Here is a 21,737-nt window from a genome sequence, read left to right as displayed (position 1 = left end):
TATACGAATATAAACATGCGAATAATTGTTTACGGTAGCTTACGACGCAAGCAAGGCAACAGTCATTGGATGACGAATGCTCAATGGTTGGGTGACCATGAGCTGGAAGGGTATGCCCTGTATAATCTGGGCCACTATCCTGCTGTTATTCCAGGGGAAGGCAAAGTCTATTGCGAAGTTTACCGCATTACTTCGTCAATACTGGCGGAGTTGGATGAGCTTAAAAGTAACACCAAGGATTACCGTCGTGAGCTGATTTCGACACCTTATGGCAGCGCCTGGATCTACCTCTACATTCGCTCACTGGATGGTGTGCCGAGAATTGAGGGTGGAGACTGGGTTAAGCGTAACGAAGCAGTAAGCGAGTAGTCTGAGCAAGGTCGTCTCTAAAAATCGTTGTCTGACAACGCGTTATACATAAAAAAACACCGCCATCTGGCGGTGTTTTTTTTATTCAAACGGCAGAAAACTTATTTGTTTTTAGCACGTTCGAAAGAGGTCACGATTTCAGCTTTAGCTGCAGCAGCATCAGCCCAACCGTCAACTTTTACCCATTTGCCTTTTTCCAGCGCTTTGTATTGCTCGAAGAAGTGAGTGATCTGGCCGCGCAGCAGTTCTGGCAGGTCGTTCACATCTTTGATGTGATCGTATTCTTTGCTCAGTTTGGTGTGCGGAACCGCAACCAGTTTGGCATCTTCACCGGCTTCGTCGGTCATTTTCAGCATACCGACAGGGCGGCAGCGGATCACAGAACCGGCTTGCAGCGGGTACGGTGTTGGCACCAGAACGTCAACCGGGTCGCCATCCAGAGACAGCGTGTGGTTGATGTAACCGTAGTTACACGGATAGAACATTGCAGTAGACATGAAACGGTCTACAAACAGTGCGCCGGTATCTTTATCCACTTCGTACTTGATTGGATCTGCGTTTGCAGGGATTTCGATAACGACATAGATATCTTCTGGCAGTTCTTTGCCCGCCGGCACGTTCAGTAAGCTCATTGTTGGTTTCCTTCATTGAACCAGGAATAGAGTGTCGGACATTATAGCCAACTCTCCCGCGATTTCCCGCCCTTTTCGTCGGATCCTGACCGGGCATTTTCCGGTACGACATGCTGTTGCACCGGCGCAAAGTCTTCCCTGCTGGCAGTAAAATTTACTTACTCCTGACTTTTCCGCGTAACTGCCTGTTTTTGCTTTTCTTATCAAGATATTCCGTCTTTTGCCGATAACAGTATTCAAACAAAAAATCAGGATAAACCTGATCCCTACCCACCCGAAGTATCTCCTTTTCACCTGAATGGCTGGATAACACCGTATGTTGAATAAGTTGAGCGTAAAAGCCGGTCTGATTGGCCTGCTGGTATTTATGACGTTGATTCTCTTGCTGGTTAGCGTGCTTGGCGCCAATGCCATCCGGCAAGGTGCGACGTCCCTGCAACAGATTAACCAGCTTCAGGGCGATGAGCTGGGGTCGCTGGCCGACAGCTACAGTTTCTCGCTGCGTACGCGCGTCGCCAGCGGTGTCGCTGTGCGTCAGCTGGAAATCGGCATGATGGACGATGCCAAAAATACTTCTGACCGTATCGCCGGTTACATCAAACAGGCCGATGCCGATCTGGCGAAATTCATCAGCATCAAGGACGACACACAGCAGGGCAGGGATTTGTCCGACGCGGTGAAGAAAACTTACGATGCCTATAAAACCAATGGCCTGATGCCGTTGCTTGCTGCCCTTCAGGCACAAAGTGCAGACAATTATTACGATGTGCTGGAAAACAAAATCACGCCTTACAGCAACGCTTACGACAAAGCACTGGCGGATTTCCGTGCCTATGCGGTCGATAACACCAATAAGCGCATCGATCAGGCGCGCGCCAATGCACGTATCCAGCTGACCGTGATTGCCGTGGGTTTCCTCATCGCGCTGATTATTGCCGTACTGGCCTGGTTCGCCTTGCAGAAAATCATTATGCATCCGCTGACCTTCTCCATTGCGCAGCTGGAATATATCGCCAAAGGCGATCTGACGCATGACATCGACGATTCCCGCAATAACGAAATGGGGCGTCTGCTGAAAGCAATGAAGCAAATGCAGGATTCGCTGGCGCTGTCTGTGGGTCGTGTGCGTGATGCAGGCAACCAGATTGATGTCGGTTCCCGCGAACTGGCCGCCGGTAACGTGCATCTGGCGCAACGGACGGAAGAATCCGCCGCGTCGCTGGAAGAAACTGCCGCGAGTATGGAGCAACTGACGTCCACCGTTCGCATGAATGCGGCAAACTCCGAACAGGCCAATCAGCTGGCGCAAAGCGTGTCAGTGATTGCTGACAAGGGCAGCGAAGTGGTGCATCGGGTCATGGATAAAATGCAGGGTATTACGGACAGCTCGAAACGCATTGGTGACATTATTACCGTTATCGATGGCATCGCTTTCCAGACCAATATTCTGGCGCTGAATGCGGCGGTCGAAGCAGCGCGTGCCGGTGAGCAGGGACGTGGTTTTGCGGTGGTCGCGGGCGAAGTGCGCAGTCTGGCGCAACGCAGTGCACAATCAGCCAAAGAAATTAAAGAACTGATCGTCGATTCAGAAGCCCGCGTGTCCGAAGGTTCGGATATGGTGAAATCGGCGGCGGACACCATGCTGGAGATCTCCGGCGAAGTGACGCGCGTGACCAGCCTGATGCGCGAGATTTCCATCGCGACGACCGAGCAGACGCACGGTATCGAACAGGTCAATGTGGCCATTACGCAGATGGATCAGGTGGCGCAGCAAAATGCCGCACTGGTTGAACAGGCAACGGCGGCCACGCGTTCGCTGGAAGAGCAGGCGCAACTGCTGGCGGAAAGTATGGCGGTGTTTAAACTCAACCGCGCTGACTCGTTCTGAAAAGGTCTGTCTGAGCTGTAAAATATGAAAAAGGTGGCTCAGAAAGCCACCTTTTTCATTTATTTACTCGTCAGGGAACTGAGCAATAAAGCGTTCTGCATCTTCAACCATTGAACTGTTGCCCACAAAGAATGGCGCACGTTCATGCAGTTTCTGCGGAATGATGTCCAGAATACGGTTTTTCCCGTCGCTGGCTTTACCGCCAGCCTGCTCGGCGAGGAACGCCATCGGGTTGCATTCATACAGCAGACGCAGTTTACCGTTCGGATGACTGGCGGTGCTTGGATAGATATAAATGCCGCCTTTCAGCAGGTTACGGTGGAAATCTGCCACCAGTGAACCGATGTAACGGGAAGTGTAAGGACGTTGCGTGGCTTCATCCTGCTCCTGGCAATACTTAATGTATTTTTTTACGCCCAGCGGGAATTTGATGTAGTTGCCTTCGTTGATCGAGTACATGTTGCCCTTTTTAGGGAAGCAGACTTTTTCGTGAGAAAGGCAGAAGACGCCAAGGGAAGGATCGTAGGTAAAGGCATGAACGCCAGCACCGGTGGTGTAAACCAGCATGGTCGACGAACCGTACACCACATAACCTGCAGCTACCTGGCGGTTCCCCGGTTGCAGGAAGTCTGCTTCAGTGACCGGCTGGCCCAGCGGCGTGGTACGGCGGTAAATCGAGAAAATTGTTCCGACGGAGACGTTAACGTCGATGTTTGAGGAGCCATCCAGCGGATCCATCAAAATCACGTATTTTGCATTTTCCGCACGTTCACCTTCGAAAATGACAATCTCATCTTCTTCTTCTGACGCGATACCGGCAATTTCCCCACGCGCCTTCATGGCGGCTTTTAGTTTTTCATTCGCGTACAGATCGAGTTTCATCTGCACTTCACCCTGCACATTTTCTGCGCCACTGGTGCCCAGAATATCGACCAGACCCGCTTTGTTGATGTCGCGGTGAATGATTTTAGCGCCGAGTTTTATTGCTGAAAGCAACGCTGTCAGTTCACCGGTTGCATGTGGAAAATCTTGCTGCTTCTCAACAATAAATTCGCCTAACGTTTTCATGACACTTTCCCTGAATCGAGGATAGATAACGGTACGTTAATAAAAATTTCACAAGAGCGTGAGCAGTTTAGCCCAAATATATGGACGAATCATAGGCAAATCCATTTCTTCTGGAGGATTCTGAGCGGTAGAATAGCGGCTGACTTACAGGCATTAATGGAAAATATATGCGCATTCATATTCTTGGGATTTGCGGCACGTTTATGGGCGGGCTGGCGATGCTGGCACGTGCACAAGGGCATCAGGTAACCGGTTCGGACGACAACGTTTATCCACCGATGAGTACGCTGCTGGAAAATCAGGGGATCGACCTGATCCAGGGTTACGATCCTGCCCAATTAGATCCTCAGCCCGATCTGGTGATCATCGGTAACGCGATGACGCGCGGTAATCCTTGCGTCGAGGCCGTGCTGGAACAGGGGATCCCTTATGTCTCCGGCCCGCAGTGGCTGCATGATCATGTTCTGCCAGAGCGCTGGGTGATCGCCGTTGCGGGTACGCACGGTAAAACCACCACCGCCGGCATGGTGACGTGGATCCTCGAAGCCTGTGGTTATGAACCGGGTTACGTCATTGGCGGCGTGCCGGGCAATTTCGAGGTTTCTGCGCGTCTGGGTAACAGCCCGTTTATGGTGCTGGAAGCCGATGAGTACGACTGTGCCTTCTTTGATAAGCGATCCAAATTCGTTCATTACAGCCCGCGCACCCTGATCCTCAATAACCTTGAGTTTGATCACGCGGATATCTTTGATGATCTGAAAGCGATCCAGAAACAGTTCCACCATCTGGTGCGTCTGGTGCCGGGTAAAGGCAAGATCATTCTGCCTGAGCATGACACGCCACTGAAACAAGTGATGGCAATGGGATGCTGGAGCGAGCAGGAATTTGCGGGTGAGGCGGAAAATTGTGCGTGGGATGCGAAGAAACTGACGCCGGACGCCAGCTCGTTCGAGGTTTATCTGCACGGTGAAGTTGTCGGGCAGGTGAACTGGAATCTGGTCGGCGAACACAACATGCATAACGGGCTGATGGCGATTGCCGCGGCACGTCATGTCGGCGTGAAGCCGGAAGATGCCTGCAAAGCGCTGGGTGATTTCATCAATGCCCGTCGCCGTCTCGAACTGCGCGGCGTGGAAAATGATGTCAGCGTCTATGACGATTTTGCCCATCACCCGACGGCGATTCTGGCGACGCTTTCAGCCTTACGCAGCAAAGTCGGCGGCACCGCACGTATTCTGGCCGTGCTCGAACCGCGCTCCAATACCATGAAAATGGGCATGAGCAAAAATGAACTGGCGCCTTCGCTGGGGCGCGCCGATGAAGTCTTCCTGTTACAGCCGCAACACATTCCGTGGCAGGTGGCGGAAGTGGCGGAACACTGCATCCAGCCCGCACACTGGAGTGCAGACGTCGATTCACTGGTGGATATGGTGATTAAAGCGTCCCTGCCGGGCGACCATATTCTGGTGATGAGCAATGGTGGCTTCGGCGGTATTCATGGAAAACTGCTGGCGGCACTGGCAGCGAAAGCCGACGCGGCACAACAGATTTAAAACAGCATGCCATGAATGAGAAGCACAGCGCAGGCTGTGCTTTTTTTTGCGTTTCTGGCGGGATGGGTGAAATCTCACGCAAAAAAAAGCCCTCAAAAATTGAGGGCCAAAGGGTGTCGTCGGACAGGACGACGAGGGTATCGTTAGCAAGAGAGTACGGCAGTGGCAGTGTCTGCTCTCTTTCCAGCCTCAACAGCGCCATTTATTTTCGCTGTTTCGTTTCTTCAATCAGTGGCTGTTGAAACCCGGTAACGCTAATTCAATGAATACTCAAACAGTGGCCCGGTTACGGGACTCCCCGGAAATCTTACTGATAGATTTCTGCGGTTGCGTGATAGGCACCGTCGTTATGGGCCTCGATCACGCGGAATGATTTTGCACCTTTAGCATCGGCTTTATCAGACAGTTGCTGGCGGATATCGGTTGGCGCACCGTCAACACCGCTGACGCTGATCACGCCCATTGGTTGCAGGTTTTCTGCCTGTTGATTAGTGATCAGGTTGGCCGCTGAGGCGCCAAAAGACACAGCAGACAGCAGGCTAAGGGCAGCAATAGTTGTAATGATTTTCATGATAATTTCCTGAATTCGCAGACGTTGGTGCATTTTTTCAGAGAGCAACGTCGGTTGAGATTTGGATTCATCAGGACTGTGATATCGGGGTTCAGGCGCGCGTAAAGCGGGCGGGAACGTGATGAGGCAGCGACAAATCCGTCTTATTGCGCAATGCGCGGGCCCGAGTCATTCAGGCCCTTCGCTTCGTTTACCTGAGACTTATTGGTAAATTTCCGCAGTAGCGTGGTAGTTACCTTCTTCACGTACTTCGATCACGCGGAAGGCTTTGGCACCCTGTGCATCGGCTTTATCAGACAGTGCCTGACGGATATCAGAAGGGGCACCGGCAACGCCGCTGACGCTGATCATACCGCGTGGTTGCATATTTGCTGCTTGTTCCTGACTAACAGGTTGTGCTGCAAAAGCGCCAAATGACAGTGCAGAGAGAATGCTTAATGTTGCGATTGTAGTTTTAACGTTCATGATTTTGACCTCGTCGATTTTATTATGTTGGTAATGTCCGGTGCTTCACACCACGGAAATGAGTATACATCTAGTCACTCTAAATATTAATAGTTTGCTAATAGTTATTTGGGTGGTTATCTGTGTCCTATTTGTATTTTTAATAACTAAAAGGAATAAAGAATGGCTATTAAGTGTTCTTTTTGTGTTAATTTTTCGTAAAATCAATAGATTGAGTGAATTTGACTATTTGTGCTCATTTTTGCAGTGAATCACATCGTTGAAATATTTATGTGACGGGAATGTGCGTGTTGTGAAGATCGTTAACAGTGGATCTGACGTGTCTGACGGCATTGAGGGACATAAAAGAAGGGAAGGGCGGAAGAGGAATGAGGCCAGAAACGTGATTCTTCTGACCTCAGGCACAGAATGAAAGCGTGAGGACGGGCAAAATAACTGAGATTACAGTTCCTGCTCAAACAAACTCAGGATCGCATCATGGAGTTGTTTGACGCTAAAGCCGCGTGCAGGCGTGGTGAAGATCGTATCGTCACCGGCGATGGTGCCGAGGATCCCTTCGGATTTCCCCAAAGAATCGAGCAAACGCGCGATCAGCTGTGCGGCACCCGGACTGGTTCTGATCACCACAACGGCGTCGTTATAATCAATATCCAGGACCAGATTTTTCAGCGGACTGGTTGTTGTCGGCACACCAATTTCAGCCGGCAGACAGTACACCATTTCCATTTTGGCATTACGGGTTCTTACGGCACCGAACTTGGTCAGCATCCGTGAGACTTTTGACTGATTGATATTTTCGAAACCGTCATCCTGAAGTGCGACCACAATTTCGCCCTGAGAACTGAATTTCTCTTCCTTCAAAAGCGCCTTGAAGGCTTTGATCAAATCTTCCTGTTTAGCAGGATTACGCATTTTGCACCCTGGTCTCTGTATCGTTGTTGGGTTGATTATGCAGATAATTGCATTTTTATGCAACACGGGTCAACGACGCAGATCGCGAATTCTGCATCCAGCAAGGAATGTCAGCGTCATGCTTTACAGCGGCAGGTAATGAATATGCCAAAATTGTGCATTGCCTGTTACTTCGGGTGCGCAACGGGCGGTTTGGCTGATGATCTCGATTCAGCTCTCACATTGGAGCGAATTTAACCATTTATTAACCTGGTGGGTTTTGTGGTGCTACTTTTAATGGTGTAGCTTCCCGACAAAAAGCCATAAAAGACAGTAAAAAGGTGACGTTAGAGAGTTTATTTACTTTCTAAACGACCCACCTCAGATTCTCTGCAAGTGAGCGATTGTTTTTAACAGCATAAGTGATTAAGGTCACACTAAAAATAAATCCACGACACTTATAAGTTAATGATAAAAAAGGAGTATAGGATGAAAGTTGCAGTTCTAGGTGCTGCGGGCGGTATCGGTCAGGCCCTCGCACTTCTGCTCAAGACCCAGCTACCTTCCGGTTCCGAACTCTCATTATATGATATCGCGCCGGTTACTCCGGGTGTCGCCGTCGATCTCAGTCATATCCCGACTGCGGTCAACATTAAAGGGTTCTGTGGTGAGGATGCCACCCCGGCGCTGGAAGGCGCTGATATCGTCCTGATTTCCGCAGGTGTGGCGCGTAAGCCGGGAATGGATCGCTCCGATCTTTTTAACGTAAACGCCGGGATCGTCCGCAATCTGATCCAACAGGTTGCCACGACGTGTCCAAAAGCCTGCATTGGTGTGATCACCAACCCGGTCAATACCACTGTGGCGATCGCGGCTGAAGTCCTGAAGAACGCGGGCGTATACGATAAAAACAAACTGTTTGGCGTCACCACGCTGGACGCCATTCGCTCAAATACTTTTGTGGCTGAACTTAAGGGTAAACAACCCGAAGCGATCGACGTGCCGGTGATTGGCGGCCATTCCGGCGTGACCATTCTGCCTTTATTGTCTCAGATCCCGGATGTGTCATTCAGTGAAAGCGAAATCGCTGCGCTGACCAAACGTATTCAGAACGCCGGAACGGAAGTGGTGGAAGCCAAAGCCGGTGGCGGTTCTGCGACCCTGTCGATGGGTCAGGCTGCGGCGCGTTTCGGTTTATCGCTGGTACGTGCCATGCAAGGCGAAAGCAATGTTGTGGAATGTGCCTATGTGGAAGGTAAAGGCGAATATGCTCGATTCTTCGCCCAGCCCGTCCTGTTAGGTAAAAATGGTATCGCAGAGCTCATCGATATTGGCAAGCTCAGCGCCTTTGAACAGCAGTCACTGGATTCAATGCTGGATATCCTGCGTAAAGATATCGAGCTGGGTGAACAGTTTATTAATCACTGATTTTTGCAATAAAGCCGCCGGATACCTGGCGGCTTTTGCTTTCTGCTAATCGTGTTTTTCTCCTGGTACGCGGCAACGGCGCTCAATAATCTGAAACGTTTTCGGGTCATAGTAACGGCTTGGCCAGATAAGCGAAGGGTGTATGCCCAGCGCGCCTGCAATCAGGATTTCGCCTTTCGGCCATGGTCGTGATAGCGCATTAGAAAGTGTGGAAGAACTCAGCCCCGCAGAGCGTGATACCGCTGCAAGCGTGGTGCCTTTTTTTCTCAGTGCGGCAATGATGTCCGCCTGATGCCAGTCCTCAGTCCTTATCGTCATGATGTCATCCTTATCAAAATGGGTTTCACTCGTTCATTTTTAAAATATCGGTTATGAGATCTTTTTCTCCATTTATATATATTCCATCAATGTTTCCTAAAAATCTTCATCTGCCTTATTTAGAAAATACCTTCTTCTTTTAATTAAGACAAACAAGTAAATTAATTTTGATTTTTGTGATTCATGACTATGTATCATTATTTTTTTGAACAAAATTAAAATGAACCCTTTAATGACATGCTGTTTTTTCGATCAAATGCATTTTCTATATCAATGAGTTATCTTTTATTGTGTTCTTTCAATAATGTTTAACGACGCTGTTTTTTCTGATTTAAAGTGGGGTTGTCTGTTTCTTGTTGTTTTATAAGGGGTTTTAATTTAATCTTCTTTTGAAATTTTTATTTCTTTCTGAATAATGGTTTTTAATGAACTCATCAGCGTGTTGATAAACATTATTCATGGAAGCTTTTAAATACAGCTGTAGACTCATTCCTGAAAATTGAATATCTTCTTTCTGTTAATAGACGTTTCTCTAACTGGCTCGTGTTAATCTCCTTTTTAAATAAATACGCATTTATAGAAAGTAGCGGGATTAACGACATAGATTTATAACAACGATCTTTCTTATGGGTATGTAAGAAAACAAGGAATGTTATGAAAAAAGAGTGGTTTGCAGCAAAGGAATTAATTGGAAAGCAAGGTCTCCCGACGTCTACACAAGGTGTGCATGGAATGGCTCGCAGGTTATGCTGGATTAAACGTCGCAGAAGAGGTGTACAAGGGCGCGCGGTGGAATATCACATCGACAGTTTGCCTGGAAATACCGCGGCGACGTTGGCGATGAATGAACATTCCGCGGAGTATGTGTATACGTCTCATCAGGATCCGCTGGCGATCTGGATCGAAAGTTATAAGCAGTTGAAGGAACCTGAACGGGAAACGATGATCTCGTTTATTGTGCGGGAAGGGGTATCGGAAATACTGAACAGGTTACGTAAGCCTGACGAGACCTAGCTGATGAAACCCTGTCGTGCCTGCGAATATCTGCAAGCACGACAGGAAGCATCAGAAATCGCGTTTTACAGCCATATGCGCCAGACCTTCCAGCGCAGCACGATAATCTGATTCCGGCAGCACCTGAAGCGCCTGTATGGCTTTATCGGCTTCTTGCTCAGCACGCTGGCGGGTATAGGTCAGAGACCCCCACTGATGCATGGCGGCAAGGACCGGTTCAAGTAAATGGCGACCATTACCTTCTTCGATAGCTTTACGGATCATGGCAGATTGCTCAGCGTCACCATGTTGCATCGCATGCAACAGGGGCAATGTCGGTTTCCCTTCATCAAGGTCATCGCCGGTGTTTTTGCCTAAGGTTTCACCATCCGCGTCATAATCGAGTAAGTCATCAATCAGCTGGAACGCGGTGCCCAGATAACGGCCGTAATCCTGCAACGCGGCGATCTGCTCACTGTTCCCGCCAGCCAGCATGGCAGAGGCTTGCGATGCGGCTTCAAACAGACGCGCGGTTTTGCTGTAGATCACCTGCAAATAGCTTTCTTCGGTAATGTCCGGGTCATTGCAGTTAATTAATTGCTGCACTTCCCCTTCGGCGATCACATTCACCGCTTTGGCCATGAGGGCCAGGACAGGCAGTGATTCCAGATCCGTCATCATCTGGAAGGCGCGGGTGTAGATAAAGTCACCAACCAGCACGCTGGCAGCGTTGCCAAATGCAGCATTCGCTGTGGCTTTCCCACGGCGCATATCTGATTCGTCAACCACATCATCATGAAGCAGCGTCGCGGTATGAATAAACTCAATCAGCGCGGCGACTTTTATGTGTTTATCACCTTCATAGGATAGTGCTTTGGCGGCCAGTACTGCTATCATCGGGCGGATACGTTTGCCGCCGCCACTGATGATGTAATATCCCAGTTGATTGATGAGAGAAACCTCTGAATTCAACTGTTCAAGGATGGATGCGTTCACTGCAGCCATATCGTCCTGGGTAAGATCAATAATCTGTTCTAGGTTCATTGTGTTTTTTCAGCTGTTGTTCTCTTCACCGCAATGAGGTCTGGCTCACATTGGCACATGGCGCTAACTGTAAAGGGGATTGTACTTGAAAAACAGTGTAGATAAATGACAACGGAAGAACTGCGCTTTTTTTCTTCTTTTGTGGTCATTGTGCTCTTGTCTTATGCTGATTTTTTGCGTAGAATTCGCGCCCTATTGTGAATATTTATAGCGCCCTCTGGACTATACAAAGTTGAGTGCGCGGAAAGCGGAGTTTTATATGTACGCGGTTTTCCAAAGTGGTGGTAAACAACACCGTGTCAGCGAAGGACAGACTATTCGTCTGGAGAAGCTGGACGTTGCAACTGGCGAAGCTATCGAATTCGATCAGGTTCTGATGATTGCAAACGGTGAAGAAATCAATATCGGCCTGCCTTTAGTGGCTGGCGGTGTAATCAAAGCTGAAGTCGTTGCTCACGGTCGTGGCGAAAAGGTCAAAATCGTTAAGTTTCGTCGTCGTAAACACTATCGTAAGCAGCAGGGCCACCGTCAGTGGTTCACTGACGTTAAAATCACCGGCATCAGCGCTTAAGATTAGGAGAGCGGAACAATGGCACACAAAAAGGCTGGCGGCTCCACACGTAACGGTCGCGATTCAGAAGCTAAACGTCTGGGCGTAAAACGCTTTGGCGGCGAAGCAGTACTGGCAGGCAGCATCATCGTTCGTCAGCGCGGCACTAAATTCCACGCTGGTATCAACGTGGGTTGCGGCAAGGACCACACTCTGTTTGCTTTGGCTGACGGTAAAGTCAAGTTCGAAGTTAAAGGCCCGAAAAACCGTAAGTACATCAGCATCGAAGCTGAATAAGTTTTTCGCGTCTTAGTAAATAGATGTAAGCCCCGCAATTCGTTGCGGGGCTTTTTACATTCTGGTTAGCCCATTCTGGCGGGATATGGACACGAAATCGCAGGCACCCATCGGTATTCTGTTAGCACTGATCACTGCGATGAGTTGGGGGTCTTTACCCATTGCCATGAAGCAAGTGCTGGTGGTGATGGATCCCTTTACCGTAGTTTGGTATCGGTTTTCAATGGCTGCGGTGGTGCTGGGGTGTATTCTGGCTGCGAAACGCAGACTGCCACCTAAAGCGATTTTTCACCGTCCGCGCTGGATGATCTTAGTGCTGATTGCGACCTGTGGATTGCTGGGGAATTTTGTCCTTTTCAGTTCTTCCCTGCAATTTCTCAGCCCGACGGCGTCGCAGGTCATCGGCCAGCTGTCTCCTGTCGGTATGATGGTAGCCAGCGTGATCATCCTGAAAGAAAGGATGCGGGTTACGCAGGTCATTGGCGCCAGTATGTTATTTTTCGGGCTGATATTATTTTTCAATACCAGCCTGATTGAGATATTTACCCGACTGACGGATTACACCCTGGGTGTGATTTTTGGTGTCGGGGCAGCAACGGTTTGGGTGATTTACGGCGTGGCGCAAAAGGTTCTGCTCCGCCAACTGGCTTCACCGCAAATCCTGTTTTTGCTGTACACTTTATGTTCTATCGCATTGCTCCCGCTGGCCAGCCCGGCGGTGCTTTCACAGCTCAGCGGCTGGCAGTTTGCCTGTCTGTTGTTTTGCGGCGCGAATACCTTAGTAGGATATGGCGCCTTAGCGGAAGCGATGGCGAGATGGCAGGCGGCTCAGGTCAGTGCTTTAGTGACACTTACCCCGCTGTTTACCCTGCTATTTTCAGATTTATTGGCACTTGCCTGGCCTGACTTTTTTGCTGCACCAGTGCTTAATTTCATTGGTTATCTTGGGGCATTTGTGGTGGTGGCGGGTGCAATGTTTTCCGCAATTGGCCATCGATGGTGGCCACGTCGGACAGAGCAAAACCTGGTAGCTAAACTTTAGCTGCCCGGCGAATGATTTACGGAGACGGTACAAATGAAGTTTGTTGATGAAGCCACGATTCTGGTTGTGGCCGGTGATGGCGGTAACGGGTGCGTCAGCTTCCGCCGCGAAAAATACATTCCACGTGGCGGTCCTGACGGCGGTGACGGTGGCGATGGCGGCGATGTTTACCTGCTTGCTGATGAAAACCTCAATACGCTGATCGATTTCCGCTTTGTGAAATCTTATCGTGCTGAGCGCGGTACTAACGGTCAGAGCAGCGACTGTACCGGTAAACGCGGTAAAGATATCACCATTAAAGTGCCTGTCGGAACGCGTGTTCTTGACCAGAGCACCGGCGAAGTTCTGGCCGATATGACCCAAAACGGTCAGATTAATATGGTGGCTAAAGGCGGTTTCCACGGGCTGGGTAACACCCGCTTCAAATCATCCGTGAACCGTTCACCACGCCAGAAAACCATGGGCACCAAAGGTGAAGAGCGCGATATCGCTCTTGAACTGATGTTGTTAGCCGACGTGGGTATGCTGGGTCTGCCGAATGCCGGTAAATCGACGTTTATCCGTTCCGTATCTGCGGCAAAACCAAAGGTTGCGGATTATCCGTTTACCACACTGGTTCCAAGCCTGGGTGTGGTGCGTATGGATCACGAGCAGAGCTTTGTGGTTGCTGACATCCCGGGTCTGATCGAAGGGGCTTCTGAAGGCGCGGGCCTCGGTATCCGCTTCCTGAAACACCTTGAGCGCTGCCGCGTTCTGTTGCACCTGATTGATATTGCTCCGATCGATGAATCTGATCCGATCGAAAACGCCAAAGTGATCATCAACGAGTTGCAACAATACAACGCCAAGCTGGCCGAAAAGCCGCGCTGGTTAGTGTTCAACAAAGTTGATTTGATTGAGAAAGAAGAAGCGGAAACACGTGCTAAAGCGATCGCTGAAGCTCTGGGCTGGGAAGGTAATTATTATCTGATCTCCGCAGCTAACCGTGAAGGCGTTAATGCCCTGTGCTGGGACGTGATGAAATTCATCAACGAAAACCCTAAACACATGGCGATTGAAGAAGCGGCACCAGAGAAAGTTGAGTTCATGTGGGATGACTATCACCGTGAACAACTGGCTGAAGTGGAAGCTGAAGCTGATGACGACTGGGATGATGACTGGGACGAAGATGATGACGAAGGTGTCGAAATCATCTACGAACGTTAATCCCTGACATTCGCGTTCCATCGCTAAACAAAAGGCTGCCTCTGGCAGCCTTTTTGCTTTCTGTGACCCGCGTTAACGGGTGTCGGGGGAAAGTGTCAGTGAGCTTTGCAGCGCGACATCCGGCAGCCAGCATTGTGCGCTAAGCCCCGTGTGACCACTGCGGTTACGCAATGTCAGCGTACCACCATGCAGATGGGCAATCCGCACCACAATATTCAGGCCCAGACCGCTGCCACCATAACGCTGGTCGACACGCTTGAAAGCCTGCGTCAGTTCACTGGCTTTGGTTTCATCAATACCCGGGCCAGCGTCGTCAATCTGGATAAGAAAACCCTTTTCCTGCGGCGCAATCGACAGGGTGATGTCGCTGTTTTCCGGACCATAGCGGTAAGCATTTTCCACCAGATTGCGCACCATCAGCCTCAGCAGCACCGCATCGCCCTGAATTTCAGCCCGGGGCGGCAGGTGTATTTGCAAGTTCTGGCCGCGTTCACTGAGCATTTCACCCAGTTCTTCTTTGAGCGGTTCAATGACGTTATTGACCATGTCAACCTGCTGATATTCGCCTTTAGCAAAATTCTGTCCGGCACGGGCGAGCATGAGCAATTGCTCGATGGTATGCATGAGCGAATCGATGCGGCCAATCAGCGTATCGCTGCCTTCCACGCCTTTTTGTTGCATGATTTCCAGATGCAGCCGGACGCCAGCCAGCGGCGTACGCAATTCATGCGCGGCATCGGCGGTAAACAACCGTTCCTGTTGAATGGTGCTGGAGAGGCGCGAAAAAAGCTGATTGAGGGCGTTGGTGACGGCGACGACTTCCCTGATTTCGCTGTTCAGCGGCAGAGGCGAAAGATTGTCGGCCGAGCGGGTTTCCAGTCGTTTTTGTAACTGATTGAGAGGACGAATAATCCAGCTGATTGCCCAGAACGATAACACCAGCGTGATGCTCATCATCAGCAAAGAAGGGGCGATCAGCGAAGCAATGGCTTCAGCAATTTCCTTTTCAACATGCGCGTTGCGGACTTTGGCCGACAGTGTGTCATTCACCAGCAGGTTAATTTGCTCCTGACTTTCATGCCACAGCCAGAAAATACTGGTCAGTTGCGTCACGAACAGGATCAGGGCCAGCATAACCAGCAGGCGGCGACGCATACTGGTCATACGGTCATTTCCAGACGATAGCCGATGCCGCGCACCGTCCTGATCACTTCTTTACCCAGTTTCTTGCGCAGATTATGGACATGCACTTCAAGCGTGTTAGATCCTAAATCATCCTGCCAGGTGTAGAGATCTTGCTGCAGCAACTCGCGGTTGACGGTCTGCCCGGCGCGCATCATCAGGCGTGATAAAATGGCGAATTCTTTTGGCGTGACTTCTACCGGCGCGTCGTCGAGATAGGCTTGTTGCGAGGAAAGATTGATTTTCAGGTTGCCGACGGCGATCAGATTGTCACTTTGTCCCTGATAGCGGCGGATGAGTGCACGAACCCGTGCCTGCAATTCAGCCAACGCGAAAGGTTTAATCAGGTAGTCATCGGCACCCGCGTCCAGTCCATCAACCCGGTCTTCAAGCGCATCACGGGCGGTCAGGATCAGCACGGGCAGGGAAATAGCCTGACGTCGCCACTGACGCAGCAATGTTGCGCCATCTTTATCTGGCAATCCTAAATCAAGGATCACCAGACTGTACTGGCTGGTTTGGATCAGGCTTTGCGCCTCGGCCGCCGTCGCTGCGCAGTCGCAGGCATAATTGTCACTGGTAAGTGCCAGCATTAATCCCTGCCGTAAAAGTTCATCATCTTCAACTATCAGCAGTTTCATCGTCTGGCACTTCTCCGTGTTTAATTATTTTGGTAGATATCCCTGTAAAGACGGCTTTCAAAGCGTACCAGCGGTGCCCGCCGTGTACGTTGATCTTCAGGGGGAACGGCATAGCCTGAGAGGAACTGAACAAAGGCCATACGCTGTCCGCTGGCTGTGGTGATAAAACCGGCAAGGTTATAGACACCTGACAGTGAGCCGGTTTTCGCCGACACTTTGCCGTCCACACCCGCCTCATGAAGACCGCCGCGATACTGCAAGGTGCCGTCATGACCCGCCAGTGGCAGCATCGAGATAAAGTCTAATTCTTTATCATGCTGGGCGATGTACTGAAGCACCTGCATCATGGTGGCAGGAGATAACAAGTCATGGCGTGAAAGACCGGAGCCATCAACCTGAATCGAGTTACCTAAATCCACGCCTGCTTTCTGACGCAAAATCTGACGCACAGCATCTGAACCGGCACGCCATGTTCCCGGCACGCCAAAACGCTGATGACCGATGGTCCGGAAGACGGTATCGGCGATCATGTTGTCCGATTTCTTCAACATCTGGTGAAGCAAATCATGCAGGGGCGCTGACTGTGTTTGTGCGAGAACGGTACCGGCCGGCGTCTGCTGTGTCTGGCGTTTCAGCGTGCCATCAATCTGAATATCTGCCTGCAACAGCTCGTCTTTCAAAATCGCACCGGCATAACTGGCGCCGTCCTGAATGGCGAAGGCTAAGGGTAAAGGCTCGCTGCGCTGGGTCAGGCAACCGGTGAGCGTATAGCGGTTGAATTCCCCGGGAACGACGTCCAGTTCACAGTATTGTGCATCCGGAGAGCCTTTTGCCAGTGTGCGTACTTCACTGAACATATGCACCGGATAGTAAGACGCGACGCGGATAAAGGCGTTTTCATCCGGTTTTGGCGCGCTATACAGTGATACCGAGAAACAGTTGCGGTCAACAATGGCGGCGGCAGGCGGGGCGCTGAAACACTGGGTGATGTCATTCCACGGCCAGCCGGGGGCTTTATCATGGCTGGCGAACACCGAAGTGTTAATCACCACATCCCCCGTGATTTCCTTCACACCCTGCTTTTTCAGCATGGCGACCATATTGCGAATATTCTGGCGTTTCAGCGTCGGATCACCGGAAAAACGCGCCACCAGATCCCCTTTGAGTACACCATCAGAAACGGAGCCCGGGGTTTCAAGGGTCGTCGTGAACCGGAAATCAGGCCCCAACTGTAACAGGGCTGCCAGAGCGGTCAGAATCTTCATCGTACTCGCCGGCAGCGCCATCTGGGTGCCGTGGTAATCGATCACAGGCGCAGGCGCGCCAATTTTCTGTACCAGCACAGCCAGATTCGTGCCGTCTGGCAGATATTCTGTGTAATTTTCGATCTGAGCCGCATTTGTATTCAGAACAAACGCGCATGCTAATCCACTGACAATTCGTAAAAAACGCATTATTTTGAGTAAAGGCTCTGGGTAACGGCAGGATAATGTGGTGCCATACTACGATGCTACGAACCCAGGCGCAACGTGGCTGAAAGTAAACGATGATCCTCAAGGAACTCTACGTTAAAATACGAATCAAATTGCAAAATGATTCCTGGCCTGGTGGCAACCCCGGGTGAGGTTTTTTTTGTTTTTCGCCAGAGAGTCGGTCAGAAGAGCTGGCTTAATTTCTTACCTGATTCAATCAGGACGGTGTTTACCGAAAGGACCAAGTTAGAGGTAATAAATATATGAAACCGATTCCGATGACATTGCGTGGCGCAGAAAGATTACGTGAAGAGCTGGACCATTTGAAAAGCGTCCGTCGCCCGAAAATCATTGCTGATATCGCGACCGCACGTGAACACGGCGATTTAAAAGAGAATGCTGAATACCATGCTGCGCGTGAACAGCAGGGTTTTTGTGAAGGTCGTATCCAGGAAATCGAAGCCAAGCTGTCGAACGCTCAGGTGATCGATGTGACTAAAATGCCTGCCACTGGCCGGGTCATTTTTGGCGCCACTGTGACCGTGATGAATCTGGACACTGACGAAGAACAGACTTACCGCATCGTGGGCGATGACGAAGCAGATTTTAAGCAAAATCTGATTTCTGTGAATTCCCCGATTGCACGTGGTTTGATCGGGAAAGAGCAGGATGACGTCGTGGTGATCAAAACGCCTGGCGGCGATGTCGAGTTTGAAGTATTAAAAGTCGAATACCTCTAAAATCTGCATTAAAAAGGGCGAAACGTGATGTTTCGCCCTGTAATTCGCACATTCATGCAGTGAATCACTTCACAGTAAATTGAAAACTAAAGTAAAAAGGCCTGTTCAGACCTTTCCATGAACGTGATTTCGTGGCACCTTTCCGAAAATCTACAGCGCTTTTCGTTAAACCTTAACGCATTAACGCGGTAAGATAATTTTGCGGTCTTCGGTGGAAGGGCGATAAAGTACCAGCATATTGCCGATGACTTGCACATTACACGCCTTGGTTTCACGCACGATTGCGTCTACGATCAAGGTCTTCGTTTCGCGTTCTTCTGCCGCGACTTTAACTTTGATCAGTTCGTGATGTTGCAGCGCCTGTTCAATTTCGGCCAGCACACCTTCAGTCAGGCCGTTGTTACCCAGCATGACAACCGGTTTCAGTGGATGTGCCAGACCTTTCAGGTACTGTTTTTGTTTATTGTTAAGATTCATCGTCTTTTTTGCTTAAGTTGGGATTGAAAACGGGTCATTCTACCGCCATCTCATGTATATCACCAACCCGGACTGCTTCGGGAAGGGATTTATACTGACTTAGCCATAGACGTCATGACGCTAACACCTTGTTCCAAAGGCTCTAACTCAGGGTAGTTGGAAAACTATATGGTTACTAAATAATGTCAAATAAGAAGCGTTCTGCAAGTTCCAGTCGCTGGTTGCAGGAACACTTTAGCGATAAATATGTGCTACAGGCACAGAAAAAAGGTCTGCGTTCCCGCGCCTGGTTTAAACTTGATGAAATACAGCAAAGCGATAAGCTGTTTAAACCGGGTATGACAGTCGTCGATTTAGGTGCGGCGCCGGGCGGTTGGTCACAGTTCGTGGCAACGCAAATCGGCAACAAGGGACGGATTATCGCCTGTGACCTTTTGCCTATGGATCCCATCGTTGGAGTCGATTTCCTTCAGGGGGATTTTCGTGATGAATTAGTTCTCAAAGCGCTGCTTGATCGCGTGGGAGAAAACAAAGTTCAGGTGGTCATGTCCGATATGGCCCCGAATATGAGCGGTACTCCGGCAGTCGATATTCCAAAATCGATGTATCTGGTTGAATTAGCGCTGGATATGTGTCGGGATGTATTAGCACCAGGCGGAAGTTTCCTGGTGAAGGTGTTTCAGGGAGATGGCTTTGATGAATACCTGCGGGAAATTCGCTCCCTGTTTACGAAGGTGAAGATTCGTAAGCCAGACGCTTCCCGAGCACGTTCGCGAGAAGTGTACATCGTAGCGACAGGGCGGAAACTGTAGTTCCCTAACGCTGTTTGTTAACACAGTTGTAATATGAGGTTAATCCCTTGAGTGACATGGCGAAGAACCTGATCCTCTGGTTGGTCATCGCAGTTGTATTGATGTCTGTATTTCAGAGTTTTGGGCCCAGCGAATCTAACGGCAGTAAAGTCGATTACACGACGTTTACGACCGAAGTGGCCCAAGACCAGGTTCGTGAAGTACGTATCAATGGACGTGCGATTGACGTTATCAAAAAAGACAGCAGCAAATACACAACCTATATCCCAGTCAATGACCCTAAATTGCTGGATACGCTGCTGAGTAAAAACGTGAAAGTTGTTGGAGAACCGCCTGAACAGCAGAGTTTCCTGGCGACTATCTTCATTTCCTGGTTCCCGATGCTGCTTCTGATTGGCGTCTGGATATTCTTTATGCGACAAATGCAGGGCGGCGGTGGCAAAGGGGCAATGTCCTTTGGTAAAAGCAAAGCCCGCATGTTGACGGAAGACCAAATCAAAACCACGTTTGCTGACGTTGCCGGGTGTGACGAAGCGAAGGAAGAGGTGAGCGAACTGGTAGATTACCTGCGCGAACCAAGCCGTTTCCAGAAACTGGGCGGTAAAATTCCTAAAGGCGTTCTGATGGTGGGTCCTCCGGGTACCGGTAAAACCTTGCTGGCGAAAGCCATTGCAGGTGAAGCGAAAGTGCCATTCTTTACGATTTCCGGTTCTGACTTCGTAGAAATGTTCGTCGGTGTGGGCGCATCCCGTGTGCGTGACATGTTCGAACAGGCGAAGAAAGCTGCTCCATGTATCATCTTCATCGATGAAATTGACGCCGTTGGCCGTCAGCGTGGTGCGGGTTTAGGTGGCGGTCACGATGAACGTGAACAGACACTGAACCAGATGTTGGTTGAGATGGATGGCTTCGAAGGTAACGAAGGTATCATCGTGATTGCTGCAACTAACCGTCCGGATGTTCTGGACCCGGCGTTGCTGCGTCCGGGCCGTTTCGACCGTCAGGTTGTGGTGGGCTTGCCAGATGTCCGTGGCCGTGAACAGATCCTGAAAGTTCACATGCGTCGCGTTCCGCTGGCTACCGATGTTGATGCTTCTGTGATCGCCCGTGGTACACCTGGCTTCTCAGGTGCTGATCTGGCTAACCTGGTCAACGAAGCGGCATTGTTCTCCGCACGCGGTAACAAACGTGTGGTGTCGATGGTTGAGTTCGAAAAAGCCAAAGACAAAATCATGATGGGTGCTGAACGTCGCTCCATGGTGATGACCGAATCGCAGAAAGAATCTACCGCGTATCACGAAGCGGGCCACGCCATCATTGGCCGCCTGGTTCCTGAACACGACCCTGTGCACAAAGTGACCATTATTCCTCGTGGCCGTGCATTAGGTGTGACCTTCTTCCTGCCTGAAGGCGATGCGATCAGTGCCAGCCGTCAGAAACTCGAAAGCCAGATCTCTACCCTTTATGGTGGTCGTCTTGCAGAAGAAATCATCTACGGTGTGGAAAAAGTCTCTACCGGTGCCTCGAATGACATCAAAGTGGCGACATCGATTGCGCGTAACATGGTGACGCAGTGGGGCTTCTCAGAGAAGTTAGGTCCGTTGCTGTATGCGGAAGAAGAAGGCGAAGTCTTCCTCGGCCGTTCAGTGGCGAAAGCCAAGCATATGTCTGATGAAACTGCCCGCATCATCGATCAGGAAGTGAAATCTCTGGTTGAACGTAACTATATTCGTGCGCGTACGCTGCTGATGGAAAACATGGATATCCTTCATTCGATGAAAGATGCCCTGATGAAGTATGAAACCATCGATGCTCCGCAAATTGATGACCTGATGAACCGTACAGAAGTTCGTCCGCCAGCTGGCTGGGATGATGCTAACGGTAAAAACGGTAACGGCAATTCTAACGACGGCGGTGCGCCAAAAGCGCCAACGCCTGTTGACGAACCTCGTACGCCGAACCCTGGAAACACGATGTTTGAGCAATTCAGCGGCAAATAAGCGGCTGACTGGAAAATAACGCTGTTAACACTCAACCCCGGGCTTGCCCGGGGTTTTTTATGCGTGCATTCTTTGCGCCAGAAACCGATACAGCCATG

23 protein-coding genes are annotated in these 21,737 nt (G+C 50.2%); 12 read left to right on the top strand and 11 right to left on the bottom strand.

Annotated features, from left to right (window positions below; translation table 11 throughout):
• Window positions 1–15 precede the first annotated feature (15 nt).
• Complete coding sequence (locus EDF78_RS14695) at window positions 16–369, top strand: gamma-glutamylcyclotransferase (protein ID WP_095923679.1); 354 nt, start codon at window positions 16–18, stop codon at window positions 367–369.
• Window positions 370–470: 101 nt separating this feature from the next.
• Here EDF78_RS14695 and ppa read toward each other — a convergent pair whose 3' ends face one another.
• On the bottom strand, window positions 471–1,001 hold the full coding sequence (gene ppa, locus EDF78_RS14690) for an inorganic diphosphatase (RefSeq protein ID WP_095923678.1): 531 nt from the start codon (window positions 999–1,001) through the stop codon (window positions 471–473).
• Window positions 1,002–1,317: 316 nt separating this feature from the next.
• Between ppa and EDF78_RS14685 the strand changes: the two genes are divergently transcribed.
• Window positions 1,318–2,889, top strand: a complete 1,572-nt coding sequence (locus EDF78_RS14685; RefSeq protein ID WP_119823409.1) for a methyl-accepting chemotaxis protein — start codon at window positions 1,318–1,320, stop codon at window positions 2,887–2,889.
• Window positions 2,890–2,952: 63 nt separating this feature from the next.
• On the opposite strand, the gene fbp is transcribed toward EDF78_RS14685, so the two are convergent.
• Window positions 2,953–3,957 (bottom strand): class 1 fructose-bisphosphatase, encoded by a 1,005-nt coding sequence (gene fbp / locus EDF78_RS14680; RefSeq protein WP_013573794.1) that lies wholly within the window; start codon window positions 3,955–3,957, stop codon window positions 2,953–2,955.
• A gap of 167 nt (window positions 3,958–4,124) precedes the next feature.
• Between fbp and mpl the strand changes: the two genes are divergently transcribed.
• Window positions 4,125–5,510, top strand: coding sequence for a UDP-N-acetylmuramate:L-alanyl-gamma-D-glutamyl-meso-diaminopimelate ligase (gene mpl / locus EDF78_RS14675; protein ID WP_133823353.1), 1,386 nt, complete (start codon window positions 4,125–4,127; stop codon window positions 5,508–5,510).
• Window positions 5,511–5,817: 307 nt separating this feature from the next.
• Here mpl and yhcN (EDF78_RS14670) read toward each other — a convergent pair whose 3' ends face one another.
• The 3 genes from yhcN (EDF78_RS14670) to argR form a co-directional block, all read right to left on the bottom strand.
• Window positions 5,818–6,081: a peroxide/acid stress response protein YhcN gene (yhcN, locus tag EDF78_RS14670; protein ID WP_095923675.1), complete on the bottom strand. Its 264-nt coding sequence runs from the start codon at window positions 6,079–6,081 to the stop codon at window positions 5,818–5,820.
• Between the two features lie 201 nt (window positions 6,082–6,282).
• Complete coding sequence (yhcN, locus tag EDF78_RS14665; protein ID WP_095923674.1) at window positions 6,283–6,546, bottom strand: peroxide/acid stress response protein YhcN; 264 nt, start codon at window positions 6,544–6,546, stop codon at window positions 6,283–6,285.
• 441 nt (window positions 6,547–6,987) lie between these two features.
• Complete coding sequence (gene argR, locus EDF78_RS14660) at window positions 6,988–7,458, bottom strand: transcriptional regulator ArgR (RefSeq protein WP_095923673.1); 471 nt, start codon at window positions 7,456–7,458, stop codon at window positions 6,988–6,990.
• Between the two features lie 468 nt (window positions 7,459–7,926).
• Here argR and mdh point away from each other — a divergent pair, with 468 nt between their 5' ends.
• Window positions 7,927–8,865 (top strand): malate dehydrogenase, encoded by a 939-nt coding sequence (mdh, locus tag EDF78_RS14655; protein WP_095923672.1) that lies wholly within the window; start codon window positions 7,927–7,929, stop codon window positions 8,863–8,865.
• A gap of 45 nt (window positions 8,866–8,910) precedes the next feature.
• Here the strand turns inward: mdh and EDF78_RS14650 are convergent, their stop codons facing one another.
• Window positions 8,911–9,183: a helix-turn-helix transcriptional regulator gene (locus EDF78_RS14650; RefSeq protein WP_095923671.1), complete on the bottom strand. Its 273-nt coding sequence runs from the start codon at window positions 9,181–9,183 to the stop codon at window positions 8,911–8,913.
• 654 nt (window positions 9,184–9,837) lie between these two features.
• Between EDF78_RS14650 and EDF78_RS14645 the strand changes: the two genes are divergently transcribed.
• Window positions 9,838–10,197: a DNA-binding protein gene (locus EDF78_RS14645; RefSeq protein WP_095923670.1), complete on the top strand. Its 360-nt coding sequence runs from the start codon at window positions 9,838–9,840 to the stop codon at window positions 10,195–10,197.
• 51 nt (window positions 10,198–10,248) lie between these two features.
• Here EDF78_RS14645 and ispB read toward each other — a convergent pair whose 3' ends face one another.
• Window positions 10,249–11,220 carry an octaprenyl diphosphate synthase gene (gene ispB / locus EDF78_RS14640; protein ID WP_095923669.1) on the bottom strand — a complete coding sequence of 324 codons (972 nt, stop codon included), beginning with the start codon at window positions 11,218–11,220 and terminating at the stop codon, window positions 10,249–10,251.
• A gap of 259 nt (window positions 11,221–11,479) precedes the next feature.
• Here ispB and rplU point away from each other — a divergent pair, with 259 nt between their 5' ends.
• From rplU to cgtA, 4 genes are all read left to right on the top strand, one after another.
• Window positions 11,480–11,791, top strand: coding sequence for a 50S ribosomal protein L21 (rplU, locus tag EDF78_RS14635; RefSeq protein ID WP_013573804.1), 312 nt, complete (start codon window positions 11,480–11,482; stop codon window positions 11,789–11,791).
• A gap of 18 nt (window positions 11,792–11,809) precedes the next feature.
• Window positions 11,810–12,067, top strand: coding sequence for a 50S ribosomal protein L27 (gene rpmA / locus EDF78_RS14630; RefSeq protein WP_013573805.1), 258 nt, complete (start codon window positions 11,810–11,812; stop codon window positions 12,065–12,067).
• A gap of 85 nt (window positions 12,068–12,152) precedes the next feature.
• On the top strand, window positions 12,153–13,109 hold the full coding sequence (locus tag EDF78_RS14625) for a DMT family transporter (RefSeq protein ID WP_119823405.1): 957 nt from the start codon (window positions 12,153–12,155) through the stop codon (window positions 13,107–13,109).
• 33 nt (window positions 13,110–13,142) lie between these two features.
• Window positions 13,143–14,315, top strand: a complete 1,173-nt coding sequence (gene cgtA, locus EDF78_RS14620) for an Obg family GTPase CgtA (protein WP_095923667.1) — start codon at window positions 13,143–13,145, stop codon at window positions 14,313–14,315.
• A 72-nt stretch (window positions 14,316–14,387) separates the two neighbouring features.
• Here the strand turns inward: cgtA and pmrB are convergent, their stop codons facing one another.
• From pmrB to dacB, 3 genes are read right to left on the bottom strand one after another with little or no spacing between them, the layout of a single operon-like run.
• A complete protein-coding gene (pmrB, locus tag EDF78_RS14615) occupies window positions 14,388–15,479 on the bottom strand; it encodes a two-component system sensor histidine kinase PmrB (RefSeq protein ID WP_133823352.1) in 1,092 nt (363 codons plus the stop codon).
• The gene (gene pmrA / locus EDF78_RS14610; RefSeq protein WP_133823351.1) at window positions 15,476–16,138 is read right to left on the bottom strand and encodes a two-component system response regulator PmrA; all 663 of its coding nucleotides are present in this window, start codon (window positions 16,136–16,138) and stop codon (window positions 15,476–15,478) included. Before pmrA ends, pmrB begins: the two co-directional genes overlap by 4 nt.
• 20 nt (window positions 16,139–16,158) lie before the next feature.
• A complete protein-coding gene (dacB, locus tag EDF78_RS14605) occupies window positions 16,159–17,592 on the bottom strand; it encodes a serine-type D-Ala-D-Ala carboxypeptidase (protein ID WP_133823350.1) in 1,434 nt (477 codons plus the stop codon).
• A gap of 281 nt (window positions 17,593–17,873) precedes the next feature.
• Between dacB and greA the strand changes: the two genes are divergently transcribed.
• A complete protein-coding gene (gene greA, locus EDF78_RS14600) occupies window positions 17,874–18,350 on the top strand; it encodes a transcription elongation factor GreA (protein WP_095923663.1) in 477 nt (158 codons plus the stop codon).
• A gap of 180 nt (window positions 18,351–18,530) precedes the next feature.
• Here greA and yhbY read toward each other — a convergent pair whose 3' ends face one another.
• Window positions 18,531–18,827 carry a ribosome assembly RNA-binding protein YhbY gene (yhbY, locus tag EDF78_RS14595; RefSeq protein ID WP_095923662.1) on the bottom strand — a complete coding sequence of 99 codons (297 nt, stop codon included), beginning with the start codon at window positions 18,825–18,827 and terminating at the stop codon, window positions 18,531–18,533.
• Window positions 18,828–19,009: 182 nt separating this feature from the next.
• Between yhbY and rlmE the strand changes: the two genes are divergently transcribed.
• Together rlmE and ftsH are read left to right on the top strand one after the other, a co-directional pair.
• Window positions 19,010–19,639 carry a 23S rRNA (uridine(2552)-2'-O)-methyltransferase RlmE gene (rlmE, locus tag EDF78_RS14590; RefSeq protein ID WP_095923661.1) on the top strand — a complete coding sequence of 210 codons (630 nt, stop codon included), beginning with the start codon at window positions 19,010–19,012 and terminating at the stop codon, window positions 19,637–19,639.
• A gap of 56 nt (window positions 19,640–19,695) precedes the next feature.
• On the top strand, window positions 19,696–21,639 hold the full coding sequence (gene ftsH, locus EDF78_RS14585) for an ATP-dependent zinc metalloprotease FtsH (RefSeq protein ID WP_095923660.1): 1,944 nt from the start codon (window positions 19,696–19,698) through the stop codon (window positions 21,637–21,639).
• The last annotated feature ends 98 nt before the right edge of the window (window positions 21,640–21,737 follow it).

The sequence above is a fragment of the Rahnella sp. BIGb0236 genome, from assembly GCF_004364755.1.
GTDB lineage: Bacteria > Pseudomonadota > Gammaproteobacteria > Enterobacterales > Enterobacteriaceae > Rahnella > Rahnella victoriana.
Note: the sequence above shows the minus strand (reverse complement) of the source record. Positions and strands in the feature narration are given on the sequence as shown.

Excerpts from the sequence above, each read along its gene's own strand:
- EDF78_RS14650 (WP_095923671.1), bottom strand. The coding sequence starts at position 9,183 with ATGACGATAAGGACTGAGGACTGGCATCAGGCGGACATCATTGCCGCA.
- ftsH (WP_095923660.1), top strand. The coding sequence starts at position 19,696 with ATGGCGAAGAACCTGATCCTCTGGTTGGTCATCGCAGTTGTATTGATG.
- rplU (WP_013573804.1), top strand. The coding sequence starts at position 11,480 with ATGTACGCGGTTTTCCAAAGTGGTGGTAAACAACACCGTGTCAGCGAA.
- EDF78_RS14645 (WP_095923670.1), top strand. The coding sequence starts at position 9,838 with ATGAAAAAAGAGTGGTTTGCAGCAAAGGAATTAATTGGAAAGCAAGGT.
- pmrB (WP_133823352.1), bottom strand. The coding sequence starts at position 15,479 with ATGACCAGTATGCGTCGCCGCCTGCTGGTTATGCTGGCCCTGATCCTG.
- dacB (WP_133823350.1), bottom strand. The coding sequence starts at position 17,592 with ATGCGTTTTTTACGAATTGTCAGTGGATTAGCATGCGCGTTTGTTCTG.
- EDF78_RS14625 (WP_119823405.1), top strand. The coding sequence starts at position 12,153 with ATGGACACGAAATCGCAGGCACCCATCGGTATTCTGTTAGCACTGATC.
- rpmA (WP_013573805.1), top strand. The coding sequence starts at position 11,810 with ATGGCACACAAAAAGGCTGGCGGCTCCACACGTAACGGTCGCGATTCA.
- pmrA (WP_133823351.1), bottom strand. The coding sequence starts at position 16,138 with ATGAAACTGCTGATAGTTGAAGATGATGAACTTTTACGGCAGGGATTA.
- yhbY (WP_095923662.1), bottom strand. The coding sequence starts at position 18,827 with ATGAATCTTAACAATAAACAAAAACAGTACCTGAAAGGTCTGGCACAT.
- yhcN (WP_095923674.1), bottom strand. The coding sequence starts at position 6,546 with ATGAACGTTAAAACTACAATCGCAACATTAAGCATTCTCTCTGCACTG.
- rlmE (WP_095923661.1), top strand. The coding sequence starts at position 19,010 with ATGTCAAATAAGAAGCGTTCTGCAAGTTCCAGTCGCTGGTTGCAGGAA.
- yhcN (WP_095923675.1), bottom strand. The coding sequence starts at position 6,081 with ATGAAAATCATTACAACTATTGCTGCCCTTAGCCTGCTGTCTGCTGTG.
- EDF78_RS14695 (WP_095923679.1), top strand. The coding sequence starts at position 16 with ATGCGAATAATTGTTTACGGTAGCTTACGACGCAAGCAAGGCAACAGT.
- cgtA (WP_095923667.1), top strand. The coding sequence starts at position 13,143 with ATGAAGTTTGTTGATGAAGCCACGATTCTGGTTGTGGCCGGTGATGGC.
- greA (WP_095923663.1), top strand. The coding sequence starts at position 17,874 with ATGAAACCGATTCCGATGACATTGCGTGGCGCAGAAAGATTACGTGAA.
- ispB (WP_095923669.1), bottom strand. The coding sequence starts at position 11,220 with ATGAACCTAGAACAGATTATTGATCTTACCCAGGACGATATGGCTGCA.
- fbp (WP_013573794.1), bottom strand. The coding sequence starts at position 3,957 with ATGAAAACGTTAGGCGAATTTATTGTTGAGAAGCAGCAAGATTTTCCA.
- EDF78_RS14685 (WP_119823409.1), top strand. The coding sequence starts at position 1,318 with ATGTTGAATAAGTTGAGCGTAAAAGCCGGTCTGATTGGCCTGCTGGTA.
- argR (WP_095923673.1), bottom strand. The coding sequence starts at position 7,458 with ATGCGTAATCCTGCTAAACAGGAAGATTTGATCAAAGCCTTCAAGGCG.
- mdh (WP_095923672.1), top strand. The coding sequence starts at position 7,927 with ATGAAAGTTGCAGTTCTAGGTGCTGCGGGCGGTATCGGTCAGGCCCTC.
- ppa (WP_095923678.1), bottom strand. The coding sequence starts at position 1,001 with ATGAGCTTACTGAACGTGCCGGCGGGCAAAGAACTGCCAGAAGATATC.
- mpl (WP_133823353.1), top strand. The coding sequence starts at position 4,125 with ATGCGCATTCATATTCTTGGGATTTGCGGCACGTTTATGGGCGGGCTG.